The organism is Streptacidiphilus sp. PAMC 29251 (assembly GCF_054208735.2).
Genome location: NZ_CM135725.2, coordinates 5,264,159 through 5,287,505, shown reverse-complemented (window position 1 = coordinate 5,287,505; position 23,347 = coordinate 5,264,159). Strand labels below are relative to the sequence as shown.

Here is a 23,347-nt window from a genome sequence, read left to right as displayed (position 1 = left end):
GTACGGCCGCGCCCCCAGGGAACGGCCCTCGGAACGTGATTGAGCACCTGTTGGAGCCCGAACCTTCCTTCCCCGCCACTTGCCTCTCCAGACGACCGCGCACCTGCTGCTCTGCCCGCACCTGCTGTAGGCCACCGGGCGCAGAGTATCCCCGAATGATCCAGCCTGGACAGTCCAGGGGCTTGAGGGCCCTGCTTACGGCATGCCGTCCTCCGCCCGCTGAGCCAGTTCGCTCCAGGCGGTCAGGTAGCCGTGCTGGAAGCCTGGGGCCGCGCCGAGGGTCGCGCGGTGGGCGGTGGCGTGCTTGGTCACGGTGCGGGAGCTGATGTCGAGCTGCTTGGCGATCGCCTCGTAGTCGGAGCCGGCCTTCAGGGCGGTGATGACGGCCTCCTGGATCGGAATCCTCTGCTCGGCGGGCTGGAGCAGGGCGAACGGCTGAGCCTGGGCCCAGTCCCGTTCGAAGTTGTGGACGAACGCGGCCACGGTCGCTGGGTCCCGGGTGACCAGGGCCTGGGCGACGTGGGTGCGCGGGTCGTGCTCGGCCTGTTCCGGGTCCCGGGCCTCGGTCACCAGCCAGGTGCGGTCGATGCAGATCATCCGCAGCAGCGGCAACGGCGTGTCCACGATACGGATCTGGCCGCCTCTGCTGGTCACCGCCTCCGCGTACTCCCGCACGGTCTCCCGATCGCTGACGGATGCCTTCATATACATGGCGCGTATGGTCACCCCCCGTTCCATCGCCGCGATGTCACGGCCGTCGGGCCCGACCAGTCTGAGCACGGCGGCTTTGCGAGGGCCTGGTTGAGCGGTCAGCAGTTCCCGGCTCGCCAGGGAGACCAGCCGTTCAAGCACGTCGTTGATCGCCTCGATCCCGGTGACGTACTCGTGGCTCCCCTTGCCGCCCCCACGTCGGCCGTGGACGTAGGCCGCCTGCAGCTCGGCCAGCACACCGGCCTGCTGCTGTACTGCCGCCAGATCGGCGAACGCCTCCTGGTGCTTCGCCACCGCCCGCTCCCTGGCGTCGCCCACGAACCTGGGCTCCAGTGTGAGCGGCTCGACCAAGCGGTAGCCGGCCGGTTGTGACGGATCCTCCGCCAGCAGCCCGAGGGCGCGCAGGCGCATGACCGCGGGGTCGTCCGCCGACAGGTCCGGGGGTTCGGGGGGCCGGTACCCGAGCATCTGACGCTGCGCCGGACCAATGCTGCGCCACGCCGTGTCCAGGGTCTGCAGATCCGCCAGGCGTCGGTACAGGTCGATCTCGTCCGGTGCCAGGAAAGGCCGTGGTGCTGCTGCCACTCTCAGTCACCTGCTCCGTTCGTGAGTTCCTGGTAGGCCGTCAGGTAGCCGTGCTGGAAGCCGGGGGCCGCGCCGAGGGTCGCCCGGTGCGCGGTGGCGTGCTTGGTCACGGTGCGGGAGGTGACGTTGAGCTGTTTGGCGATGGTCTCGTGGTCGGCGCCGGTCTTCAGGGCCGCGATGACGGCCTGCTGGACCGGGTTGCGCTGCTCGGTGGGCGGGAGCAGGGCGAGCGGTCGGGCCTGGGCCCAGTCCCGTTCGAAGTTGTGGACGAACGCGGCCACGGTCGCCGGATCCCGGGTGACCAGGGCCTGTGCGGGTCCGGTGCGCGGGTCGTGCTCGGCCTGTTCCGGATCCCGTACCTCGGTCACCAGCCAGGTGCGGTCGACGCAGATCATCCGCAGGAACGGGATCGGGCTGTCGACGACCCGGATCTGGGCGCCCCGGCTGGTCACGGCTTCCACGTACTCCCGAAGGCCCTCCGGCTCGCTGACGGATGCCTGCATGTACAGCGTGCGCAGGGCCACTCCGCGATCAAGCGCCTCCAGGTCACTGGGGATTGCCATCTTGAGCGCCGAAGCCCTCCGTCGGCCGGGCTGCGCCGTCAGCATCTCCCAGCTCGCCTGCGAGACCAGCCGCTCCAGCAGGTCGTTGATCACCTCGATCCCGGTCAGGTACTCGCTGGCCCCCTCGCCGCTCCCGCGTCGACCGCGGGCGAAGGCCGTCTGGAGCTCCGCCAGGACGTCGGCCTGCCGCTGCGCGTCCGCCAGCTCGGTGACTGCCTGCACCTGCCTGACCAGCGCCTGTTCCCTGGCGTCATGGACCAGCGTCGGCTCCAGCGCGACCGGTTCGATCAGCCGGTAGCCGCCGGGCTGGGAGGGGTCCGCGGCCAACAGCCCGAGCGCGAGCAGGCGCAGCACCTTGGGGTCGTCCGCCGGCAGGTCCGGCGTTTCGGGGGTGATGAACCCGAACGCCTGCCGCTGCACCGCACCCACGCTGCGCCACGCCGTGTCGAGGGTCTGCAGATCCGCCAGGCGCCGGTACAGGTCGATCTCGTCCTGGGTCAGCAGCGGCTGTTGTCTTCCCGGTTCGCTTTCCTGGTTCGTGGACATTCAGCCGGCTTCCGGCTGCTGATCCGTGATCTCCTGGTGCGCCGTCAGATAGCCGTGCTGGAAGCCGGGAGTCGCGCCCAGGGTGGTGCGGTGGGCGGTGGCGTGCTTGGTCACGGTGCGGGAGGTGATGTTGAGCTGCTTGGCGATGGCCTCGTGGTCGGCGCCGGTCTTCAGGGCGGTGATGATGGCCTGCTGGATCGGGTTGCGCTGCTCGGTGGGCGGCAGCAGCGAGAGCGGTCGGGCCTGGGCCCAGTCCCGTTCGAAGTTGTGGATGAACGCGGCCACGGTGGCCGGATCCCGGGTGACCAGGGCCTGGGCGATGCGGGTGCGCGGGTCGTGTTCGGCCTGTTCCGGGTCCAGCACCTCGGTCACCAGCCAGGTGCGGTCGACGCAGATCAGCCGCAGGAACGGCACCGGCGTGTCGACGACCCGGACCTGGGCGCCCCGGCTCATGGCGGGCTCGACGTACTCGCGGAGCCACCGGGGGTCGCCGATGGCCGCCGGTGCGTAGAGCGTGCGCATGGCCACGCCCCGCTCCAGTGCCTCCAGATCACGGTTCTCCGCCAGTTTGATCGCTGAGACCTTCCGCGGGCTGGGCTGGGCGGTGAGCAGTTCGCGACTGGCGCGGGAGACGAGCCGGGTCAGCACGGTGTTGATCGCCTCGATCCCGGTGACGTACTCGTGCGTCGCCTCGCTGTTGCTGCGCCGGCCGTACGCGTAGGCCGCCTGCAGTTCGGCCAGGATCCCGGCCCGCTGCTCCACCGCCGCCAGATCCGCGAAAGCCTGCTCCTGCTTGGCCAGGGCCCGCTCCTTGGCCTCGTTGACCAGTTCGTGCTCCAGCGTGAGCGGTTCGATCAGCCGGTAGCCGCCGGGCACGGAGGGGTCCTCGGCCAGGGCGCCGAGGGCGAGCAGCCGCAGCAGGGCGGGGTCGTCCTCGGCGAGGTCGAGCTGTTCCGGCGGCTCGAACCCGGAGGCCTGGCGGGCGGCGGGGTCCATGACGCGCCAGGTGGTGTCGAGGGTCTGCAGATCCGCCAGGCGGCGGTACAGGTCGATCTCCTCCCGGGTCAGCAGGGATTGCGGTGCCCGTATTGGCACGCTCTCGTCCGATATGTTCACCGCGAATTACCTTCCCCTTCATGAACGTTCAGGAACAGGAACACAGTAGGCACTTGCCGGTCACGGTGTGTGCATAAACAGTGGTAACTCAGCAAGTGATCCGAGATGTCGGTGCATGAACGTGCCCCGTCATGGCCATGCCCATCTGGGGGTTTGAAGCATGTGCGCCGCCCTGCACCAGCGACGCAGGGCGTGCGCCGGCGGGAGAAAGAGTCCGCGCATTCGACGCCGGAGGCATTGGGAAAAGCGGCAGCCATTTCGCTGCGAAAAACGTCGGCGGACGTGAGAGACCCCGGCAGGAATTCCTCCTGCCGGGGTCTTTCAGTTGGTAACCAGTGACCGCCGGGGAACTACTCCCCGCGCCGCCGGGGCCGCCAGACCACGAGCGCGCTGCTCTGCTGCACCTGCTGGTACGGGACCAGGTCGCGGCGGTAGCTGGCGTGCACCGCGGCCTCGCGCTGGGTCGCCGCCGCCGCGCCGGCGCTGGCGACCTCGCCCTGGAGCTCGGCCACCCGCGCCTGCAGCGCCAGCACCTGGTTCTCCAGCTCGATGATCCGCTTGATGCCGGCCAGGTTGATGCCGTCCTCCTGGGACAGCCGCTGCACCTCGCGGAGCTGGTCGATGTCCCGGGCGGAGTAGCGCCGGCCGCGCCCGGCCGTGCGGTCCGGGGAGACCAGGCCGAGCCGGTCGTACTGCCGGAGCGTCTGCGGGTGCAGCCCGCTGAGCTGGGCGGCGACCGAGATGACATAGACCGGGGTGTGCTCGGTCAGCTGGTAGGCCGCCCGGCCGCCGGAGGCGGCGCGACCGCCGCCGCCGGGGAGGCCGGTGCCTATCCCGACACCGATCACGGGTCCGCCCGGTCCGTCTCCTCTGGCGTCCATCACCTCAGGCCTCCTCAGCAGCCTTGAACAGTGCGGCCCGCGGGTTCTCCGCGGTCGTCGCCTCGCGGTACTTCTCCAGCGCCGACAGCGCCTCGCCCTCGGTCTCCTCGGGGACCGAGACCTCCACCGTCACCAGCAGGTCGCCGCGGGTGCCGTCCTTGCGGACCGCGCCCTTGCCGCGGGCCCGCATGGTGCGGCCGTTGGCGCTGCCCGGGGGCAGCTTCAGGGTGACCGGGGGGCCGCCCAGGGTGGGCACCCTGATGGTCCCGCCCAGCGCCGCCTCGGGGAAGGTCACCGGCACGGTGATGGTCAGGTTGTCGCCCTTGCGGCCGAACACCGGGTGGTCCTGGACGTGCACGGTGACGTACAGGTCGCCCGGCTGGCCGCCGCGCTCGCCCTGGGCGCCCTTGGCCTTCAGTCGGATCCGCTGGTTGTCGGAGACCCCGGCCGGGATCCGCACCTGCATCGTCCGCGCCGAGGTGGCGCGTCCGCTGCCGTGGCAGACCTCGCACGGGTCGTCGACGATCAGCCCGCGGCCCTTGCAGTCGCGGCAGGGGTCGGACAGGGCGAAGTTGCCCTGGCCGCGCTGGACGTGGCCGGTGCCGACGCAGGTCGGGCAGACCCGGGGGGTCGTTCCGGCCTTGGCGCCGGTGCCGGCGCAGGTCTTGCAGGCGGCCTGACTGGTCATCCGCAGCGGCACGGTGGTGCCCTCGACCGCCTCCATGAAGCTCAGCGTGACGTCGGACTCGACGTCCGCGCCGCGCCGCGGCTGGGCGGTACGGGTGGTGCCGCCGCCGCGGTTGAAGATGCCGCCGAAGACGTCGCCGATCCCGCCGCCGCCCCCGAAGGTGCCGCCCTGCTGGCCGCCGCCGTTGAAGAGGTCGCCGAAGTCGAAGCCGCCGGTGCCGCCGCCGGTGCGGAAGCCGCCGCCGTTGGCGAAGAGCGCCCTGGCCTCGTCGTACTCCTTGCGCCGTTTGGCGTCCGAGAGCACGTCGTTGGCCTCGGAGATCTCCTTGAAGCGCTCCTCGGCCTTGCGGTCGCCCCGGTTGGCGTCGGGGTGGAACTCCCGGGCGAGCTTGCGGTACGCCTTCTTGATCTCCGCGAGTGAGGCGTCCTTGGGCACACCGAGGACCTTGTAGTAGTCCTTCTCCACGAAGTCCTTGCTGCTCAACGGAATCGCCTCCTTCCCGCACTGGTGTCCGTCACGGTGATGGGACGGTGGGACCGTGCTCCGGTGTCACCGGTGCACGGCCCCACAGTCGCCATCGGGTCAGTCCTCGTCGCCACCGTCGCCCTTGGCGTCGGCGTCGTCGTTGGAGCCCTCGGCCGCGTCCGAGGACGCGCCCGGCTCCGGCTCCGCCACGGCGACCCGCGCCGGACGGATGATCCGATCGCCGATCTTGTACCCCGGCTGCAGGATCTGCACGCACGTGGTCTCGGTGACGTCCGACGAGTAGCTGTGCATCAGCGCCTCGTGCAGCGTCGGGTCGAAGGGCTCGCCCTGCTTCCCGAACTGCTGGAGCCCGAGCTTGGAGGCCACGGTCTCCAGCGACTCGCCGACGGACTTGAACCCGCCCGTCAGCTCCTCGTGCTCGCGCGCCCGGCCGATGTCGTCCAGCACCGGGAGCAGGTTCTCCAGGAGCGCGGCGACGGCGATCTCACGCACCGTCACCCGGTCCCGCTCGACCCGCTTGCGGTAGTTCTGGTACTCGGCCTGCAGCCGCTGCAGGTCGGCGGTGCGCTCGGCGAGCCCCTTGCGGGCCTCGACCAGCTCCTTGGCCTGGGCGGTAGCACTCTCGGCACCGGACGCCGCGGCCTCGGGGGCCTCGGCGGCCCCCTCAGCCTCGGCGGCGGAGTCGGCGCCGGGCTCCTTGGCGTCGCCCTGCGTCTTCTCCTCGGTCACTGAGCACCGCCCTCGCGCTTCTCGTCGTCGACGATCTCGGCGTCCACGACGTCGTCGTCACCGGCGGCAGCGTCCTGCGGGGCGTCGTCGGACGGGCCGCCGGCCGCGGCCGCGCCCTCTCCGGCCTGCGCGTAGAGAGCCTGGCCGAGCTTCTGCGAGGTGGCCGAGAGCTTCTCGGTGGCCTCCCGGATCTCGGCCGAGTTCTCGCTGGTCTCGCCCTTCTTCAGGGTCTCCTTGAGCTCGGCCACCGCGGCCGCGACCTCGTCCTTGACGTCGCCGGGGACCTTGTCCTCGTTGTCCTTGACGAACTTCTCGGTCGTGTAGACGAGCTGCTCGGCGGTGTTGCGGGTCTCCGCGGCCTCACGGCGCTTGTGGTCGTCGTCCGCGAACTCCTCGGCCTCGCGCATCATCCGCGCGATGTCCTCCTTGGGGAGGGCGGAGCCGCCGGTGACGGCCATCCGCTGCTCCTTGCCGGTACCGAGGTCCTTGGCGGAGACGTGCATGATGCCGTTGGCGTCGATGTCGAAGGTGACCTCGATCTGCGGCAGGCCGCGGGGGGCCGGCGGCAGGCCGGTCAGCTCGAACATCCCGAGCTTCTTGTTGTACGCCGCGATCTCGCGCTCGCCCTGGTAGACCTGGATCTGCACCGACGGCTGGTTGTCCTCGGCCGTGGTGAAGATCTCGGAGCGCTTGGTCGGGATGGTCGTGTTGCGCTCGATCAGCTTGGTCATGATGCCGCCCTTGGTCTCGATACCGAGGGACAGCGGGGTGACGTCGAGCAGCAGGACGTCCTTGACCTCGCCCTTGAGCACGCCGGCCTGGAGGGTCGCGCCGATGGCGACGACCTCGTCCGGGTTGACGCCCTTGTTGGGGTCCTTGCCGCCGGTCAGCTCACGGACCAGGTCCGCGACGGCGGGCATCCGGGTGGAGCCGCCGACCATGACCACGTGGTCGATCTCGGCCAGCGCGATGCCGGCGTCCTTGATCACGTTGTGGAACGGGGTCTTGCAGCGGTCCAGCAGGTCCGCGGTCAGCTGCTGGAACTGGGAGCGGGTGAGCTTCTCGTCCAGGTGCAGCGGGCCCTCGGCGGAGGCCGTGATGTAGGGCAGGTTGATCGTGGTCTCGGTCGAGGACGAGAGCTCGATCTTGGCCTTCTCGGCCGCCTCGCGCAGGCGCTGCAGCGCCATCTTGTCCTTGGACAGGTCGACGCCGTGGCCGTTCTGGAACTGCTTGACCAGGTGGTCCATGACCCGCTGGTCCCAGTCGTCGCCACCGAGGTGGTTGTCGCCGTTGGTCGCCTTGACCTCGACGACGCCGTCGCCGATCTCCAGCAGCGACACGTCGAAGGTGCCACCGCCGAGGTCGAAGACCAGGATCGTCTGGTCCTCCTTGTCGAGGCCGTACGCCAGCGCGGCGGCGGTCGGCTCGTTGACGATGCGCAGGACCTTGAGGCCCGCGATCTCACCGGCCTCCTTGGTCGCCTGGCGCTCCGAGTCGTTGAAGTAGGCCGGGACGGTGATGACCGCGTCCTCGACCTTCTCGCCCAGGTACGCCTCGGCGTCGCGCTTCAGCTTCTGCAGGATGAAGGCGCTCATCTGCTGCGGCGTGAAGTCCTTGCCGTCGATGGCGACCTTCCAGTCGGTGCCCATGTGACGCTTCACGGACCTGATGGTCCGGTCGACGTTGGTCACTGCCTGGCGCTTGGCCACCTCGCCGACGAGGACCTCGCCGTTCTTGGCGAAGGCGACGACGGACGGTGTGGTCCGGGCGCCCTCTGCGTTGGTGATGACGGTGGGCTCACCGCCTTCGAGGACGCTGACGACAGAGTTCGTCGTACCGAGGTCGATTCCGACCGCACGAGCCATCGTGGAACCCTCCAAAGAGAAGTTGAGCTGAACAGGCTCAAGCATGCCTGGCCGATTCGATTGCGTCAACAGAGGTGAGTGGTAGGGGCTCAACTTTATGCAGCCCCTACGCCGAATGGGGAGATGTGACCGGCGGCATAGTGCGCGGAGGGTGGTTGGGGAGGGTATGGTCCGCCTGATCGGCACCCCGCAGGGACGGCTTAAGTTACCGGCCGGTACCATCGTGGAACGCTATGCCGCCAGCCTTAGGAGACGGAGCGATGCAGCTCGCCGCGATCGTGATCTCACTGGTCACGACACTGGTCGGTACCGCGCTGGCCGCGCGCGCCGCCCTGTACATCTACACCTTCGTCAAGCTCGGCGCGGACGTCCCGGCGGGCGCCAGGACCGGGAACCCGGTGCAGCGGGTGAAGACGGTGGCCAAGGAGTTCCTCGGGCACACCAGGATGACCACCTGGGGCGTCGTCGGGGTGGCGCACTGGTTCGTCGCCACCGGCTTCTTCTGCCTGATCCTCACCCTGGTGACGGCCTTCGGCCAGCTGTTCCAGGCCGACTGGGCGCTGCCGATCATCGGCGACTGGTGGCCGTACGAGCTGTTCGAGGAGGTCGTCGGCCTCTTCACCACGCTCGGCATCCTCACCCTGATCGTGATCCGGCTGCTGTCGCTGCCGGGCCGGGCCGGCCGCAAGAGCCGCTTCGCCGGGTCGATCGCCTGGCAGGCCTTCTTCGTCGAGTACGTGATCCTCGGCATCGGCCTCTGCATCCTGGTGCTGCGCGGCCTGGAGGGCGCGCTCTCGGGTGCGGACCACTACCAGGCGGCGTACGCGGTCAGCTACCCGCTGGTGCTGGCGTTCAAGGGGCTCAGCGGGTCCACGCTGGAGAACCTGATCTACCTGGTCGCGATGCTGAAGATCACGATCTCCTTCACCTGGGCGATCACCATCGGCATCAACCCCTCGATGGGCGTGGCCTGGCACCGCTTCCTGGCCTTCTTCAACATCTACTTCAAGCGCCAGGAGGGCGGCGAGGTCGCCCTCGGCGAGCTGCTGCCGATGACCTCCGGTGGCGTGCCGATCGACTTCGAGGACCCGGCCGACGACGCGGTGTTCGGCGTCTCCCAGGTCGAGCAGTTCTCCTGGAAGGGCCTGCTGGACTTCTCCACCTGCACCGAGTGCGGCCGCTGCCAGTCGCAGTGCCCGGCCTGGAACACCGGAAAGCCGCTGTCGCCCAAGCTGCTGATCATGAACCTGCGGGAGCACGCCTACGCCAAGGCTCCTTATCTGCTGGCGGGCGGCGGCAAGGACGCCGAGGGCAACGAGATCGCCACGGCGGAGCAGCTGGCGAACGTCCCGGCGGCGGCGCTGGCCGAGGCCGAGCGCCCGCTGATCGGCACCGCCGAGGAGAACGGGGTCATCGACCCCGATGTGCTGTGGTCCTGCACCACCTGCGGAGCCTGTGTCGAGCAGTGCCCGGTGGACATCGAGCACATCGACCACATCGTCGACATGCGCCGCTACCAGGTGATGATCGAGTCGTCCTTCCCGACCGAGGCCGGCACGATGCTCAAGAACCTGGAGAACAAGGGCAACCCGTGGGGCATGGCCACCAAGGCGCGGCTCGACTGGGTGAAGGAGCTGAAGAAGGAGACCGGCATCGAGGTCCCCGTCATCGGCGAGGACATCGATCCGGCCGAGGTCGAGTACCTCTACTGGGTCGGCTGCGCGGGGGCGTTGGAGGACCGGGCGAAGAAGACCACCAAGGCCTTCGCCGAACTGCTGCACACCGCGGGAGTCTCCTTCGCGATCCTCGGCAAGGAGGAGTCCTGCACCGGTGACTCGGCGCGACGGCTGGGCAACGAGTTCCTGTTCCAGATGCTCGGCGCGCAGAACGTGGAGACGCTGAACACGGTGCTGGAGGACGCGCCGGTCAAGCGGATCGTCGCCACCTGCCCGCACTGCTTCAACACCATCGCCAATGAGTACCCGCAGCTGGGCGGCCACTTCGAGGTGATCCACCACACCCAGCTGCTGCAGCACCTGATCGACGAGGGCAAGCTGGTGCCGGTCAACCCGGTGGAGGGTCTGATCACCTATCACGACCCCTGCTACCTGGGCCGGCACAACAAGGTCTACACCCCGCCCCGCGAGATCATCGCCGCTGTTCCGGGCCTCCGCAGCGAGGAGATGCACCGGCACAAGGAGCGCGGTTTCTGCTGCGGCGCCGGCGGTGCCCGGATGTGGATGGAGGAGCGGATCGGCAAGCGGATCAACACCGAGCGGGTGGACGAGGCGCTGTCGCTCAACCCCGACATCATCTCCACCGCCTGCCCGTTCTGCCTGGTGATGCTGTCCGACAGCGCCAACGGCAAGAAGAGCGAGGGCGCGGCCAAGGAGTCGCTGCGGGTGGTCGACGTGGCGCAGCTGCTGCTGGACTCGGTGAAGGCGATCCCGGAGGCGGGCACCTCGGAGGACGCGGAACCGGAGCCGGCGGTCGGCTGAGGCCGTACGCGGCTGAGGCTGGAGGTGGCTGAGGCTGGAGGTGGCTGGGGTCTTACGTGGCTGAGGCTGGAGGTGGCTGAGGCTGGAGGTGGCTGGGGTCTTACGTGGCTGAGGCTGAAGGTGGCTGGGGTCGCAGCTGGTAGCGGTAGCTGTTGAGGCCGCTGCGGGCGACGGCTCAGGCGGGCGCGGAAGACCCCTGTGTGGGCTTCCGCGCCCGTCGCGGTGTCGCGGTGTCCGGCCCGGCACCAGTGCCCCTCCGTACCCGTACAGTTCGTCAGCCTGTATCATCGCGGCCCATGACTCAGGGCGAGCCGACCTCCCAAGGTGGGGACCAATACCACCCGTCCCAACAGCCGACCGTCTTCACCGAGCCGGTGCAGGCACCTGGCATGCCTCCCTACCACCAGCCGTCGGGGCCCGACTGGGGAGCGCTCGCGGACCAGCACGAACAGGAGAGCCGGCAGCGGCGGCGCCGCAGCTGGCTGACGATCGGTGCGGTCTGCACCGTCCTGCTGCTGGGCACCGTGGCCGGCGTCGTCGCGGTCAACTCCGGTGGCGGGTCGAAGTCGGCGACCGCCGGTCCCGCCCGCCCGTCCGGCTCCTCCGGCACGGACAACGGATCCCTTCCGGGCTTTCCCGAGTCGGCGTCGGGGTCGGCCTCCGCGACCGCCTCCTCCAGCGTGTCCGCCACCGCGTCCCAGTCCGCGGGTGCGGGCCCCTCGGCGTCCGCTCCCCGGGCCAGGACCACGACCAAGCCGTCCTCCGGAGCCGGCTCCGCACCGGCAGCCGTGCTCGCGGACGGGCGGATAGCCGACATCAGCGGCCAGAGCCCGCTGAGCCCGGGAGCCGGGGCCCAGGTCCAGCCGGGCAACGGCAGCAGGACGCTGGTGCTCAAGGGCACCCCCGACGGCTACGCCGCTGCCGCCGCGCCCGTGGTGGACACCAACGGCAGCTTCACCGTCTCGGCCTGGGTGCTGAACAAGGCAGCCACCGGCGGTCGCGCGGCGGTCAGCCAGGGCAACGGCTCCTACTTCTCGTTCTCCCTGGGCCAGGACGACTGGCCCAAGCACCACGAGTGGGTCTTCAAGGTGCAGACCGCCGGCGGAGGCCAGGACAACACGACCTACGCGGTCTACTCAGCGGCCGCCATGAAGCTCGACACCTGGGTCCAGCTGACCGGGGTGTACGACGCGTCGGCCCACACCATCGCGCTCTATGTGAACGGTGTATCGGCCGGGAAGAGCAAGGCCTCCGGCATCTGGAGCACGACCGGGGCGCTGCAGTTGGGGCGGAACCGCTACCAGGGGCAGTGGTCCGACTCCTGGGACGGGATCATCGCGCACGTCGAGGTCTGGGACCGGGCGCTCACCGCGACCCAGGCGGCGGGGCAGCTGCACGACAAGTCGGGCGAGCGGTCCGCGGACTCCTGGCTGGTGACGAACTGAGCTGCGGCAGGCCGGGCGCCGTCCCGCTGAGCCCGGTCATGCCGACCCAGGTCATGCCGAGCGCCGCCCCACCGGGCGCCGTCCCACCGACCCCGGTCCGCTGAAACTGTGTCACGGTCCCGCCCCAGATCCCGAACGCCGCACCGTTCCAGGGTGGCGAGGGGCGGTCGGCGGGTAACGTCGGACTGTGAGCACGAGACGATTCGGACTCGGCGGGGCAGCACGGCCGGCTCCGCCGAGCGCGCAGGACAGGCAGCGCAGGCAGGACAGGCAGCGCAGGCGGGACGGACCGGAGCGGAGCAGCGGACCGAGCCGACCATCGTGGACACCGACCTGGGCGGCTGGTCGACCGAGCATGTGACGACCTACCGGGCCGGCCAGTCGCATCCCCCGGTCAGCAGCGCCCGCCTGGCCTGGCGTCCCCTGCTGGCGGGGCTCGTCCGGCACCCGGTGCTGACCTTCGCCCAGATGCGCGGGCACCAGGTGTGGGCCCCCGCGCTGATCGTCTCGGCCGTGTTCGGGGCGGTCGCGGTGTTCAGCTTCGGCGACGCCCGCAGCGAGGTCGTGAACGCGACCTTCTCGATCGCCCTGACGATCATCCTCTCCAGTGCCGTCGGGATCATCCTCGCCGGACTGATGTTCGGTGGCGTCACCCATGTGCTGGCACGCAGGCTCGGCGGTGACGGCGCCTGGGCGCCGACCATCGGCTTCGCCATGCTGATCACCTGGACCACGGACGCGCCGCGGCTGCTGTTCTCCCTCTTCCTGCCGTCGGACAACGCGTTCGTCCAACTGCTGGGCTGGGCCTCCTGGCTGCTCTGCGCGGGGCTGCTGACCTCGATGGTCCGGCAGCTGCACGACCTGCCCTGGGGCAAGGCCGCGGGCGCGGCGGCGCTGCAGCTGATCGCCCTGCTGATCCTGATCAAGCTCCCTACCCTGAGCTGACCACCCTGAGCTGATCAAGCCCCCACCCTGAGCTGACCGCCGGGAGGGAAAGGGGGAGGATGGACTCATTCGTCCCACCCCTCAGGAGATCCACGATGCCCCTCCCCACCACGTCCACCCAGGTGAGCTTCCCGGCAGGGACCGTCGAGGGCCGCTCCACCGTCCTCGCCGCCGAACCGCTTCCCGGCGGGGGCTGGGCGGTGGTCACCGGGACGACGCCGTTCCACCCGCTGGACCACAGCTGGCCGGACCAGCCCGCCGACACCGGCACCCTCGGCGGGGCGCCCGTACATGACTGCGTGACCGGCGCGATCGCCCCCGAGGGCGGCCCGCTGCTGCTGGGCGCGGACATCCCGGTCCGTCGCGGCGAGGAGGGCTGGGCCTGGCTGGTGGTCCACGTCATGGACCAGCCGGTGGCCGTCGGCGCCGAGGTCGAGCTCCGGGTGGACGCCGACCGCCGGGCCGCGCTCAGCGCCGCCCACACCGGCTGCCACCTGCTCGCACTGGCCCTCAACGAGGCCCTCGCCCCGCGCTGGCGCAAGGACCCGGGCCGCAGCGACGCGCTCGGCCACCCCGACTTCGACAGCCTGGCGATGGACTCCTCCCGGATGGACACCACCGCCAGCACCGACGTCTACCGGATCGGCAAGTCGCTGCGGAAGAAGGGCTTCACCGCCGACGACCTCGCCGCCGAGCTGCCCGCGCTCACCGCCGCTGTCAACACCCGGCTGGCCGCCTGGGTCGCCGCCGACGCGCCGGTCAGGGTCGAGGCCCCGGGGCCGGAACTCACCGCCCGCCGCCGCTGGGCCTGCGATCTGCCGGAGGGCCCCGCGTCCATCGCCTGCGGCGGCACCCATCTGCACCACCTCGGCGAGCTGGCCGAGCTGCGTACTGAGCTGCGCCTCAGCGACGACGGCAGCGAACTCACCGCCGTCACCGCCCCCAAACTGCGCTGACGGGGACGGCGCCTCAGTCCTTGATCATCCCTCGATCTTCGACTGATGGAAGTTGAGGAACGAGCGGGACGGTGTCGGGCCGCGCTGCCCCTGGTAGCGCGAGCCGTACTTGGCCGAGCCGTACGGGTACTCGGCGGGGGAGCTCAGCTGGAACAGGCACAGCTGGCCGATCTTCATCCCCGGGAACAGCTTGATCGGCAGGGTGGCGACGTTCGACAGCTCCAGTGTCACGTGCCCGCTGAAGCCGGGGTCGATGAACCCCGCGGTGGAGTGCGTGACCAGCCCCAGTCGGCCGAGCGAGCTCTTCCCCTCCAGCCGGGAGGCCACATTGTCGGGGAGGGTGATGACCTCGTAGGTGGAGGCCAGCACGAACTCGCCGGGATGCAGGATGAAGGCGTCGTCGCCCTCCGGTTCGACCAGCCGGGTCAGGTCGGGTTGTTCGACCGAGGGATCGATGATGGGGTACTTGTGGTTCTCGAAGACCCGGAAGAACCGGTCGAGCCGTACGTCGATACTCGACGGCTGGATCATCTCCGGGTCGAAGGGTTCGAGGACCACACGACCGGACTCGATCTCGCTTCTGATGTCCTTGTCTGAGAGCAGCACGCCACGAGGTTACGTGCACGGACGGGCCCCCGCCCAATCCTGGCCGGGGGCCGCCCGTCCGTACGACGTGCTCAGCGCCCATGGCACCACGTGCTCAGGGGGCTGGCGCCAGGTGCTCGGGGCCACGGGCACCACGGACTCAGGGTCACTCGCCCTCAGGCCAAGAACTCCACGGCCTCCCGCCGCAGCGCCTGCTGGATCTGCTCACCGGTGAGGGTGCCCAGATCGGCCGGCACGGAGCTCCGCAGCCGCGCGCACAGGGGGCACCGGATGAGCCGCCCGGGGCCGATCCGTCCGGGCCCGAGATTCTGAAGTGGGAACGTGGCGGTGCTGAACAGGTGCCCCTCGGCACAACGGACGACAGTGCGCTCCATTGCTTCCTTCCCCATCGGACGACTCGCCGCACCAAGATCCCGCACGGACAGCGGCTGACCTGGACCGACTCACTGAGGTCTCGGGGTACCGGCCGACTGCCCACCCTGGGGGTACGGCGTTGTCACATTAGGGGATGTTCCGGACATCGCGCCCAATGACGCGCCGACCACGACCACCTCGGGAACCGCCAGCCACACTATGCCCGCACGCCCACCGGCCACCACCGCTGTCCAGCAGTTCCACCCCGACCGAAAACCCCACCGGAGGTCGCTGCAGCCGCCCACGCCGATGAGGTAGAGTAAAGCCGTCGGCCATACCTGACGGTTGATCACGCGGGTGTAGTTTAATGGTAGAACATGAGCTTCCCAAGCTTACGACGCGAGTTCGATTCTCGTCACCCGCTCACAAAACCGCAGGTCAGAGGCATGGGCGAGCTCTGAGCTTTTGACCTGCGGGCATGGGGCGCTGGTCTCGCACCGCTGTGTTCTGTCATGGACCTGGGATGACCCCCAGTGCTGCCGACAACCCCTGATTGACTACCCTTCCCGCTCGGCGATGCACGCGGCCCCCGCGCCGGCGTCCGCGTAGGGCGCCCTACCGCGCGGATGACGGCCAGGGGGAGGCTCAGATCAGCTGGGCCCGGCGGTCCGCGGCCAGCCGATGGACCTTTCCGGCGACGTTCGCCAGGAGCTCGACAGCCTGGGGACGGTTCAGGACAGCTCCGGCGATGGCCTCTTCGTCGTCGTGGATGAAGGCACTCAGGTGGGAATAGGTGTCCTCAACTTCCAGCATCCAGCGTTCGGGCACGCTCCGGTCCCGGGCCTTCTTGTCGCGGACGGCCGGGATGAGCTTCTTCGTGTCGTAGGCGACGCGGACGGCGTCCAGCGCCTGTCGCAGCTCGCCGGCCACCGCGTTGAAGACGCCGTCGCGGATGTAGGCCCGCGCGGTCCGCAGCCGTCCTGTGGCCTTCGCCAGCTCGGGATCGTCTGTGATGGGCACCAGGATGTCGATGTAGGACGCCTGGGTTGCCTTCTCCAGTTGGATGCTCCACTCTTGCGAGAGAATCTCGACCTGGAGGTCGCTGGCGGAGGTGCACTCGACCGGGCCGGCCGGGTCGCCCGTCACGGTGGTGCCCCGGATGCCGCGCAGAACGAGCCACAGCGACCCGCCCGCGCGCAGTTCCTCCACGGCCTGCAGCGCCTGGCCGCTGACGTGGCCGACGAACGTCGCCTGGCCGGGGGAGACGTTCGTGGCCACCGACCGCTGCACGGAGACCAGGGCCAGTTCCTCCAGGTTCACGTTGGGCGACTTCCCGACGAGCAGCGTGGCCGACAGCTGCAGGTGGAGCTGTTCGGTGTTCTGGTTTGTCCAGTTGCGCGCCGTCAGCTCGATGCGGGCGCCGCCGAGCACTGGCTGCATTCGAAGACTCTTCGGGGCCTCGTCCAGCCAGAAGATATTTCCACCTGGCAGGTTCAATGAGCTGGTCATGATGCGCCTTTCGCGAAATATGCGGGTCTGCCTTGAGGGTGGACCCAGCGCGCACCAAAGGCAAAGTAATTCAGTTGTACTGACCTCGCGTCAGGTAGGTTTGGCCGTACACGAGTCCTCCGGAGCCAGGGAAACGGGTTCAGCGGCGCCAGCGAACTGATCAAGGAAGCCGTGTCCGGGTGTTCCGGCCCCACTTCTCCGTGGTCGACATGGCCGAGCGGATTCGGGGTGTCCTCGTAGTGGCCGCCCGTGCCGGCGGCGAGCCGCAGGTTCAGGTGGAACGCCCCGAGCGCAGCGAGGGCGAACGACCTGGAGGTGCGGGGAGCGTCAGCCATCATCGGCGACGAGGACGGCCCGGACGGGGCCAGAACCCAGCGACATCACGAGCCGACCAAGATCGACGCCTGGGGTCAAAACACTCGGTCGCTGGGGCCAGAAAGTACTCGGCGGTCCTTGGGCGTGCAGTCTTGTCGACATCGAACCTTTGCTATAGCGTATTGCTAATAGCAAGTGTTGATGCTTGTCGGTCCTGGCTGAAGCCTTAGATCGATTGGCGCGACAGGTCAGCAGTGCCTCGTGAAGGACGTCGTGATGAGTGATCCGCAACTGGGGATGATCGAGCCGCTGGATCGGCCGGAGTCGTTGTCTGACCGGGCCTATGCAGCATTGCGGGAGAAGATCGCGGCCGGTGCGCTGGAGCCGGGGCAGAAGCTGACGGAGCGGGCGTTGGCGGTGCTACTGGGGGTCAGCCCAACGCCGGTGCGTGAGGCGTTGCGGCGGCTGGAGCAGGAGGGGCTGGTCGAGCGTCCCACCCCGCGTTCGCTGATGGTGACCGCCCATTCGGAGACGGTCCTGCGAGAGCTGCTGTACACGGAGGTGGTGTTGCGGGCGGCCTCGGCGCGATTTGCCGCGCAGAAGGTGACAGACGCCGACATCGCCGCCTTGGAGGCGATCGTGGAGGAGTTGGCGGTGCGCGCGGACACCGGTTCAGCGGAAGAAGTGCTCGAGATCGCCACGCGGTTCGATGCCCGGCTGGCGCAGGTGGCGGCCAATCGAGCGGTGGCTGGGCTGGTCGAGATGGCGGGCGTGCTGGGCCATGCCCGACGGGTGCGGGCGGTGACCGCGATGCAGACGTCCGCGCGTGACGTAGGCGCCCGCCACCTGCAGGCGCACCGAGACACGGTGGAAGCCCTGCGCGCCCAGGACGAAGAGCGCACTGAACAGATCGTGCGCAAGCACCTGCTTTCCTCGCTGGAGCTGCTGCTCTCGACAGACGGGGAAACCTCATGACAACGGCAGACGCGCTCATCATTGGCGCAGAAGCTTCCGGCGTCGCCGGCGGTGTGCGGGTACTGGTTCCGGTGGGGATGCTCGGCGGCGGCTTCCCGGCCGAGACCGTGGACCGTGGGATCGCGATGGGCGCCGACATCATCGCCGTCGACGGCGGTTCCACCGATTCGGGGCCGCACTACCTGGGCACGGCCACCGCCAAGACAGCCCGCCGCGCGGTCGCCAGGGACCTGCGGGTCCTCGTGGTCGCGGCGCGGGCGGCGGGCATTCCTGTTGTGGTGGGCTCGTGCGGTACGTCGGGTACTGATGCGGGCGTGGACTGGATGTACCAGATCCTGGCCGAGATCGCCGAGCAGGAGCAGTTGGCCCTGTCGGTCGCCCGTATCTACAGCGAGCAGCGCCCGCTGGACCTGTCGGCACTGCTGCATCAGGGTCTTGTGCGTCCCCTTGAGCCTGCCGGTCCGTTGGAAGCGGAGGCTTTGGCGCGGTGCAGCCATGTGGTGGGGTTGATGGGGCATGAGCCGATCGCTGCGGCGCTGCTGGGCGGTGCGGACGTGGTGCTGGCCGGTCGGGCCACGGACACGGCGCTGCTGGCGGCGCTGCCGTTGATGCGCGGATGCGCGCCCGGGCCTGCGTGGCATGCGGCGAAGACAGCCGAGTGCGGGGGCCTGTGCACCACGTCTCCGCGCAGTGGCGGCGTGCTGATCACTGTGGACGGCGAGGGGTTCACCATCGAACCCCTGGCGCAGGAGGCGGCGTGTACGCCGCGCAGTGTGGCGGCGCACATGATGTACGAGAACGCCGACCCGTACCGGATGCGGGAGCCCGCGGGCACGTTGGATACCAGCCAGGCGCGGTACCGGGCGCTGGACGGGCGCCGGGTGCGGGTGGAGGGCTCGCGGTTCGAGGCGGCCGAGCAGCACACTGTGAAGTTGGAGGGTTCCGCCCCGGCGGGGTGGCGCACCATGATCCTGGTGGGTATCCGCAGCCCGGCGGTGCTGGCGCGGCTGGACGATTGGTGCGACCAGGTCCTGGGCTACCTGCGCGAGCACATCCCCACCACCCTGGGCCTGCCCGCGGGAACGTGGGAGGTGCAGTTGCGGCGCTACGGCCACGACGGTGTCCTGGGGGCGGCCGAGCCCGAGCGCGATCAGCCGCCGCGTGAGGCGGCGGTGGTGTTCCTGGCCACCGCCGGCGACCAGCAGACCGCGACCGAGGTGGCGAAGTTCGCCAACCCCCTGCTGCTGCACGCCCCCCTGCCGCAGGAGGAAGCACTGCCCAGCTATGCGTTCCTGACCTCCCCGGCCGAGATCGAGTGCGGCCAGTCGTACGAGTTCGTGCTCCAGCACGCCGTCGACGTGGACACCCCCGACCAGCTCTTCCGCACCGTCACCGCCTCCCTCGGTTCCCCCACTCTCGCCGGGCAGGTGACCGCATGACCACGACCACCTTGGCCGATGTGGCCGAGCAGGTGCGGTCCAAGAATGCCGGCCCGTTCTGGATCACGTTCGACGTCTTCCTGCGCGACGCCGAGGACTACCAGCGGGTCGCCGCCTCCCACGTGACCGACCCCGAAGTCATCGCGGCCCTCTACGCGGTCCCGCACGCCTCGGTGCGGGTGTTCCTGCTGCCGCACCTGAACGCCGTAAAGATCTCCTTCCCCCGCCCCGTCACCCAGGGATCACCGCAAGACCGCGACATGCACGCCGGACAGCAGTACGTCCCTCTCCTAGACCTGGCCATCCCGGAGGCAACCGCCCGCGACTAGCCGGCGCTCATGCGCCACTGCAGACGCCCCCAGTACTAGCCGCTTGCGCGGCACCCCTTGCCTTTGTGCCAGGCACGCCCACCCTGTGCACCGTGAAAGAGAGCCGATCATGACCGACACCTATTCCGGCCGAGCGAACTGGCTGGCCGCCGACATGGCGGACACCCGCGAGTGGGCCATCCAGTTCACCGACGAGCAGATCGCCACCATCGACGCAGCCCTGCGCACCGCCCGCAAGAACGGGGCGAACTTGGAGACCCTGGACCGCGAGTCCTTCCCGCTGCCCGGCTTCGAGCAGCTGGTCGCCGAGACCCAGGACCGGCTGGAGAACGGGCGCGGCGTGGTCGTGCTGCGCGGCCTGGCCGCCCTGCAGTACCCCAAGGACGACCTGCGCCTGATCTACTGGGGCCTTGGGCTGTACTTCGGCACCGCGGTCTCCCAGAGCAGCAAGGGCGACCTGCTGGGAGATGTCACCAACTTCGGCAGCGACGTCAATTCCTCCAGCGGACGCGGCTACATGTCCAACCAGCACCTTGGCTTCCACACCGACACCAGCGACGTCGTGTCGCTGATGGTGCTGCGCCCGGCTAAGAGCGGGGGGCTGAGCATGATCGCCAGCTCGGTGGCGATCCGCAACGAGATCGCCGCCACCCGACCGGACTACCTTCAAGCCCTGTACCAGCCGTTCTACTGGAGCTGGAAGGGCCAGCAGGCGCCGGGTGAACTGCCGTACTACCAGCAGCCGCTGTACACCGAGTTCGAGGGGAAATTCGCCTCGCGCTACATCAAGACCCACATCCTGTCCGCGCACCAGGACTTCCCCGAGCTGCCGCCGCTGACCGATCTGCAGATCGAGGCCATGTCGGCGGTCGACCACCTGGCGGTGGACCCGCACTTCCACTTCAGCATGATGTTCGAACCCGGCGACATCCAGTTCCTCAACAACCACATCACCGCACACTCGCGCACCGAGTTCGAGGATTTCGCCGAACCGGACCGCAAGCGCCACCTGCTGCGCATGTGGCTGTCGGTGCCCAACAGCCGCGCCCTGAGCCCGGGAATGTCCGCGATCTACCGCGACCAGAGCGCCGGAGCGGTGCGCGGCGGCTTCCCCTCGCTCAGCGGCCGCCACAGCTTCGAGACCGTCCCGGCCAAGGACTGACCATGGCCGAGACCCTCTCACTCGCCCAAGAGCTGGCCGCGCTGCTCGCCCGCATCGACTTGGGCTCGATCTCCCCGCGGGGCCGGCAGATGGCCCTCGCGGCGTTCACCGACACCGTCTGCGTCGCCCTTGCCGGATCGGTGGAACCCGCCGCCGCCCTACTGCGCCAGACGCTGCCCACCCGCCCCGGGCCCGCGCTCCTGCTCGGAACCGCCCTGCGCGCCGACGTCCTGGACGCTGCGCAGGTCAACGGGACCGCAGGCCACGCGCTGGACTTCGACGACATGGCCGCCGCCATGGGAGGCCACCCCTCGGTCCCGGTGATCCCCGTCGTCCTGGCTCTGGGAGAGTCGCTGCACGCCAGCGGCGCGGACGTGGTGGAGGCCTACATCGTCGGCTTCGAGGCCGAGAGCCGGCTGGGCAAAGTGGTGCACCCGCACCACTACGAGACCGGCTGGCACCCCACCTCGACCCTGGGCGTGTTCGGCGCCGCAGCCGCAGCCGCCCGACTGCTGGGCCTGGACGTAGAGCGCACCGCCACCGCCCTTGCCATCAGCGCCTCCAGTGCCTCAGGCGTCAAGGCCAACTTCGGCACCATGACCAAACCCCTGCACGCCGGCAACGCCGCCCGCGCCGGACTTCTCGCCGCCCTGCTCGCCGAACGCGGATACACCGCCGACCTGTTCGCCCTGGAGAAGCCCCAAGGCTTCCTGGCCGCCTACGACGGCCTGGACAACACGCGCCCCCAGCGCCTGGTAGAGCCCACCGACCGGTGGGAGATCGAGGGCGAGCTGTTCGGCCTCAAGCAGTTCCCCTGCTGCGGCAGCACCCACCCCGCCATCCTGGCCGCCCTGGACATCGTCTCCCGCACGCCACTGACCGCAGACGACATCGCACGGGTGGAAATCCGCACGCACCACCGGCGGCTGGGACACACCGACAACCCGGCACCGGCATCCGCGCTGGCAGCGAAGTTCAGCATCCAGTACGCCGTCGTGCGCGCCCTGCTGGAAGGAGCGGTGCGGCTGGGCGACTTCGAGGGCGTCGCCTACCGCGACCCCGATGCGGTGGCGCTGCTGGCGCGCACCACTGCGCTGCCCGCACCGGACAGCGATGATCCGGGGGCCGAGATGGCTGCCCAGGTCACCGTCACCACCCGCGACGGCGCCACCCTGCACGGACAGGTCTCCGGATCGCTGGGGCGCGGACCCGCAGACCCAATGACCGAGCAGGAGATGTGGCGCAAGTTCCAGGACTGCGCCCTGCGGATCCTGCCCGCCGATTGCGCTGGCCAGGCATTCGAGGCCCTCTCAACCATGTTGGATGCCAAGGACATCGCTTCTGTCACAGCCCTCCTTCAGGTTCCCGAGCCCGGCGGCCCCGCGTGAGCGCCCCTGTGCCGCGGAACATGCATGTCGGCGGCCAGTACATCCAGGACGCCGACGGCGCCCGCATCATGGTCGGGCAGTGCCATGTCCACCGCGTCAGCACCGGCCTGTCCGGCCGCCCTGCGATCGTCATGATCCACGGCTCCACGCAGTCCAGCGCCACCTTCCTGGAGACCCCCGACGGGCGCCCCGGACTGACTGAACTCATGGCCGCCCAAGGCCATGCGGTCTATCTGGTGGACCAGCCCGGCATCGGGCGCTCGCGCTACTACGAGCCCGTCCACGGCCCGCTCACCCACTACAGCGCGGAACTGCTCCAGTGGATCTTCACCGCCACGGCCGACCACGAAGGATGGCCCCAGTCCAAGCTCCACACCCAGTGGCCCGGCTCCGGACGCGTCGGCGACCCCGTCTTCGACGCCTTCTACGCCGCCCAGGTCGGCCACCTGGCGGACCCCGCGGCGGCCGAGTCGGCCATGCGCACCGCCGGCGCGGCCCTGCTGGACCGCATCGGCCCCGCCTACCTGCTGACCCACTCCCAGTCCGGACCCCTCGGATGGCACATCGCCGATCAGCGACCGGAGTTGGTCAAGGCGATCGTGGCCATGGAACCCAAAGGCCCCCCGTTCCGCGACGCCACCACCGCCGACACGCCCGGACCGGTGGTCCGCCCGCACGGAATCACCGCCACCGCCCTCACCCAGGGGCCACCCACCGGCAACCCCGCCCAGCCAGACGCTCCGGCCGACCCGCACGACCCGGCACCCCGGCTGCTGGTGAACCTGGCACACATCCCCGTGCTCCTGATCACCGCGGAAGCCTCCTACCACGCCACCTACGACCACCTGACGGCCGACTACCTGCGGCGCCGAGGAGTACCAGTCACCCACGCCCGCCTGGCCGAACACGGCATCCACGGCAACGGCCACATGATGGCGATGGAACTCAACAACCACCACATCGCCCGCTTCATCAGCGACTGGCTGCGCCGCACCGACCGCAGTACCGGTGCTCCACCAACAGCTTCCCGCTGACCTGCGCACACCTGCACCGTAGAGCGGGAGACACCGGGTCTGGGCCACCGAGGTACACCATCAAGTTGCGCATCCTGCAACTCTGCTTGCGGCAGATGCCCTCCGCGGCCGATTGTCGTGCCCCACGCGGAACGCGACAACCGCCGCACCGCCCGCCCGCGCGATTACCGCACCACACACCCCCACCGGCGCGGGAGCGTCCGCAGCAGCTTCCCGCGAGCG

The 23,347-nt window shown here is 69.6% G+C and carries 20 protein-coding genes and 1 tRNA gene; 11 read left to right on the top strand and 10 right to left on the bottom strand.

Annotation, left to right across the window (positions count from 1 at the left end; translation table 11 throughout):
- Window positions 1-195: 195 nt before the first annotated feature.
- The 7 genes from ACXKR8_RS24895 to dnaK all read right to left on the bottom strand — a co-directional run bounded on the left by ACXKR8_RS24895 (window position 196) and on the right by dnaK (window position 8,170).
- Window positions 196-1,296 carry a hypothetical protein gene (locus tag ACXKR8_RS24895; RefSeq protein ID WP_458266794.1) on the bottom strand — a complete coding sequence of 367 codons (1,101 nt, stop codon included), beginning with the start codon at window positions 1,294-1,296 and terminating at the stop codon, window positions 196-198.
- A 2-nt stretch (window positions 1,297-1,298) separates the two neighbouring features.
- Window positions 1,299-2,405, bottom strand: a complete 1,107-nt coding sequence (locus tag ACXKR8_RS24890) for a hypothetical protein (RefSeq protein WP_458266793.1) — start codon at window positions 2,403-2,405, stop codon at window positions 1,299-1,301.
- Window positions 2,406-3,521 (bottom strand): hypothetical protein, encoded by a 1,116-nt coding sequence (locus tag ACXKR8_RS24885; RefSeq protein ID WP_462099841.1) that lies wholly within the window; start codon window positions 3,519-3,521, stop codon window positions 2,406-2,408.
- 350 nt (window positions 3,522-3,871) lie between these two features.
- The gene (locus tag ACXKR8_RS24880; protein ID WP_462099840.1) at window positions 3,872-4,402 is read right to left on the bottom strand and encodes a heat shock protein transcriptional repressor HspR; all 531 of its coding nucleotides are present in this window, start codon (window positions 4,400-4,402) and stop codon (window positions 3,872-3,874) included.
- Between the two features lie 4 nt (window positions 4,403-4,406).
- Window positions 4,407-5,573: a molecular chaperone DnaJ gene (dnaJ, locus tag ACXKR8_RS24875; protein ID WP_458266790.1), complete on the bottom strand. Its 1,167-nt coding sequence runs from the start codon at window positions 5,571-5,573 to the stop codon at window positions 4,407-4,409.
- 99 nt (window positions 5,574-5,672) lie between these two features.
- Window positions 5,673-6,305 (bottom strand): nucleotide exchange factor GrpE, encoded by a 633-nt coding sequence (gene grpE / locus ACXKR8_RS24870; protein WP_458266789.1) that lies wholly within the window; start codon window positions 6,303-6,305, stop codon window positions 5,673-5,675.
- Window positions 6,302-8,170: a molecular chaperone DnaK gene (gene dnaK / locus ACXKR8_RS24865; RefSeq protein WP_458266788.1), complete on the bottom strand. Its 1,869-nt coding sequence runs from the start codon at window positions 8,168-8,170 to the stop codon at window positions 6,302-6,304. The genes grpE and dnaK overlap by 4 nt, the downstream gene beginning before the upstream one ends.
- A 260-nt stretch (window positions 8,171-8,430) precedes the next feature.
- On the opposite strand from dnaK, the gene ACXKR8_RS24860 reads away from it, so the two are divergent.
- From ACXKR8_RS24860 to ACXKR8_RS24845, 4 genes are all read left to right on the top strand, one after another.
- Window positions 8,431-10,668, top strand: a complete 2,238-nt coding sequence (locus tag ACXKR8_RS24860; RefSeq protein ID WP_458266787.1) for a (Fe-S)-binding protein — start codon at window positions 8,431-8,433, stop codon at window positions 10,666-10,668.
- A gap of 296 nt (window positions 10,669-10,964) precedes the next feature.
- Entirely contained in the window at window positions 10,965-12,113 is a 1,149-nt protein-coding gene (locus ACXKR8_RS24855) for a LamG domain-containing protein (protein ID WP_458266786.1), read from the top strand.
- Window positions 12,114-12,434: 321 nt separating this feature from the next.
- Entirely contained in the window at window positions 12,435-13,058 is a 624-nt protein-coding gene (locus tag ACXKR8_RS24850; protein ID WP_462099839.1) for a Yip1 family protein, read from the top strand.
- A 95-nt stretch (window positions 13,059-13,153) separates the two neighbouring features.
- Window positions 13,154-14,014, top strand: a complete 861-nt coding sequence (locus ACXKR8_RS24845) for an alanyl-tRNA editing protein (RefSeq protein ID WP_458266784.1) — start codon at window positions 13,154-13,156, stop codon at window positions 14,012-14,014.
- Window positions 14,015-14,038: 24 nt separating this feature from the next.
- Here ACXKR8_RS24845 and dcd read toward each other — a convergent pair whose 3' ends face one another.
- A complete protein-coding gene (gene dcd, locus ACXKR8_RS24840) occupies window positions 14,039-14,620 on the bottom strand; it encodes a dCTP deaminase (RefSeq protein ID WP_458266783.1) in 582 nt (193 codons plus the stop codon).
- Between the two features lie 155 nt (window positions 14,621-14,775).
- Complete coding sequence (locus ACXKR8_RS24835) at window positions 14,776-14,994, bottom strand: hypothetical protein (protein WP_458266782.1); 219 nt, start codon at window positions 14,992-14,994, stop codon at window positions 14,776-14,778.
- A gap of 333 nt (window positions 14,995-15,327) precedes the next feature.
- On the opposite strand from ACXKR8_RS24835, the gene ACXKR8_RS24830 reads away from it, so the two are divergent.
- Window positions 15,328-15,398 (top strand) — tRNA-Gly (locus ACXKR8_RS24830).
- Window positions 15,399-15,619: 221 nt separating this feature from the next.
- Here ACXKR8_RS24830 and ACXKR8_RS24825 read toward each other — a convergent pair.
- A complete protein-coding gene (locus ACXKR8_RS24825) occupies window positions 15,620-16,414 on the bottom strand; it encodes a hypothetical protein (protein WP_458266781.1) in 795 nt (264 codons plus the stop codon).
- Between the two features lie 645 nt (window positions 16,415-17,059).
- Between ACXKR8_RS24825 and ACXKR8_RS24820 the strand changes: the two genes are divergently transcribed.
- From ACXKR8_RS24820 to ACXKR8_RS24795, 6 genes are all read left to right on the top strand, one after another.
- Window positions 17,060-17,773 carry a GntR family transcriptional regulator gene (locus tag ACXKR8_RS24820; RefSeq protein WP_458266780.1) on the top strand — a complete coding sequence of 238 codons (714 nt, stop codon included), beginning with the start codon at window positions 17,060-17,062 and terminating at the stop codon, window positions 17,771-17,773.
- The gene (locus tag ACXKR8_RS24815; RefSeq protein ID WP_458266779.1) at window positions 17,770-19,212 is read left to right on the top strand and encodes an acyclic terpene utilization AtuA family protein; all 1,443 of its coding nucleotides are present in this window, start codon (window positions 17,770-17,772) and stop codon (window positions 19,210-19,212) included. Before ACXKR8_RS24820 ends, ACXKR8_RS24815 begins: the two co-directional genes overlap by 4 nt.
- Window positions 19,209-19,541, top strand: a complete 333-nt coding sequence (locus ACXKR8_RS24810) for a DUF4387 domain-containing protein (RefSeq protein ID WP_458266778.1) — start codon at window positions 19,209-19,211, stop codon at window positions 19,539-19,541. Before ACXKR8_RS24815 ends, ACXKR8_RS24810 begins: the two co-directional genes overlap by 4 nt.
- 109 nt (window positions 19,542-19,650) lie before the next feature.
- Window positions 19,651-20,703 carry a TauD/TfdA family dioxygenase gene (locus ACXKR8_RS24805; RefSeq protein WP_458266777.1) on the top strand — a complete coding sequence of 351 codons (1,053 nt, stop codon included), beginning with the start codon at window positions 19,651-19,653 and terminating at the stop codon, window positions 20,701-20,703.
- Between the two features lie 2 nt (window positions 20,704-20,705).
- Entirely contained in the window at window positions 20,706-22,091 is a 1,386-nt protein-coding gene (locus ACXKR8_RS24800; protein WP_458266776.1) for an MmgE/PrpD family protein, read from the top strand.
- Window positions 22,088-23,125 carry an alpha/beta hydrolase gene (locus ACXKR8_RS24795; protein WP_458266775.1) on the top strand — a complete coding sequence of 346 codons (1,038 nt, stop codon included), beginning with the start codon at window positions 22,088-22,090 and terminating at the stop codon, window positions 23,123-23,125. The genes ACXKR8_RS24800 and ACXKR8_RS24795 overlap by 4 nt, the downstream gene beginning before the upstream one ends.
- The last annotated feature ends 222 nt before the right edge of the window (window positions 23,126-23,347 follow it).

Excerpts from the sequence above, each read along its gene's own strand:
- ACXKR8_RS24890 (WP_458266793.1), bottom strand. The coding sequence starts at position 2,405 with ATGTCCACGAACCAGGAAAGCGAACCGGGAAGACAACAGCCGCTGCTG.
- ACXKR8_RS24880 (WP_462099840.1), bottom strand. The coding sequence starts at position 4,402 with ATGGACGCCAGAGGAGACGGACCGGGCGGACCCGTGATCGGTGTCGGG.
- dnaK (WP_458266788.1), bottom strand. The coding sequence starts at position 8,170 with ATGGCTCGTGCGGTCGGAATCGACCTCGGTACGACGAACTCTGTCGTC.
- ACXKR8_RS24860 (WP_458266787.1), top strand. The coding sequence starts at position 8,431 with ATGCAGCTCGCCGCGATCGTGATCTCACTGGTCACGACACTGGTCGGT.
- ACXKR8_RS24855 (WP_458266786.1), top strand. The coding sequence starts at position 10,965 with ATGACTCAGGGCGAGCCGACCTCCCAAGGTGGGGACCAATACCACCCG.
- ACXKR8_RS24845 (WP_458266784.1), top strand. The coding sequence starts at position 13,154 with ATGCCCCTCCCCACCACGTCCACCCAGGTGAGCTTCCCGGCAGGGACC.
- ACXKR8_RS24835 (WP_458266782.1), bottom strand. The coding sequence starts at position 14,994 with ATGGAGCGCACTGTCGTCCGTTGTGCCGAGGGGCACCTGTTCAGCACC.
- ACXKR8_RS24825 (WP_458266781.1), bottom strand. The coding sequence starts at position 16,414 with ATGCAGCCAGTGCTCGGCGGCGCCCGCATCGAGCTGACGGCGCGCAAC.
- ACXKR8_RS24815 (WP_458266779.1), top strand. The coding sequence starts at position 17,770 with ATGACAACGGCAGACGCGCTCATCATTGGCGCAGAAGCTTCCGGCGTC.
- ACXKR8_RS24810 (WP_458266778.1), top strand. The coding sequence starts at position 19,209 with ATGACCACGACCACCTTGGCCGATGTGGCCGAGCAGGTGCGGTCCAAG.
- ACXKR8_RS24805 (WP_458266777.1), top strand. The coding sequence starts at position 19,651 with ATGACCGACACCTATTCCGGCCGAGCGAACTGGCTGGCCGCCGACATG.
- ACXKR8_RS24800 (WP_458266776.1), top strand. The coding sequence starts at position 20,706 with ATGGCCGAGACCCTCTCACTCGCCCAAGAGCTGGCCGCGCTGCTCGCC.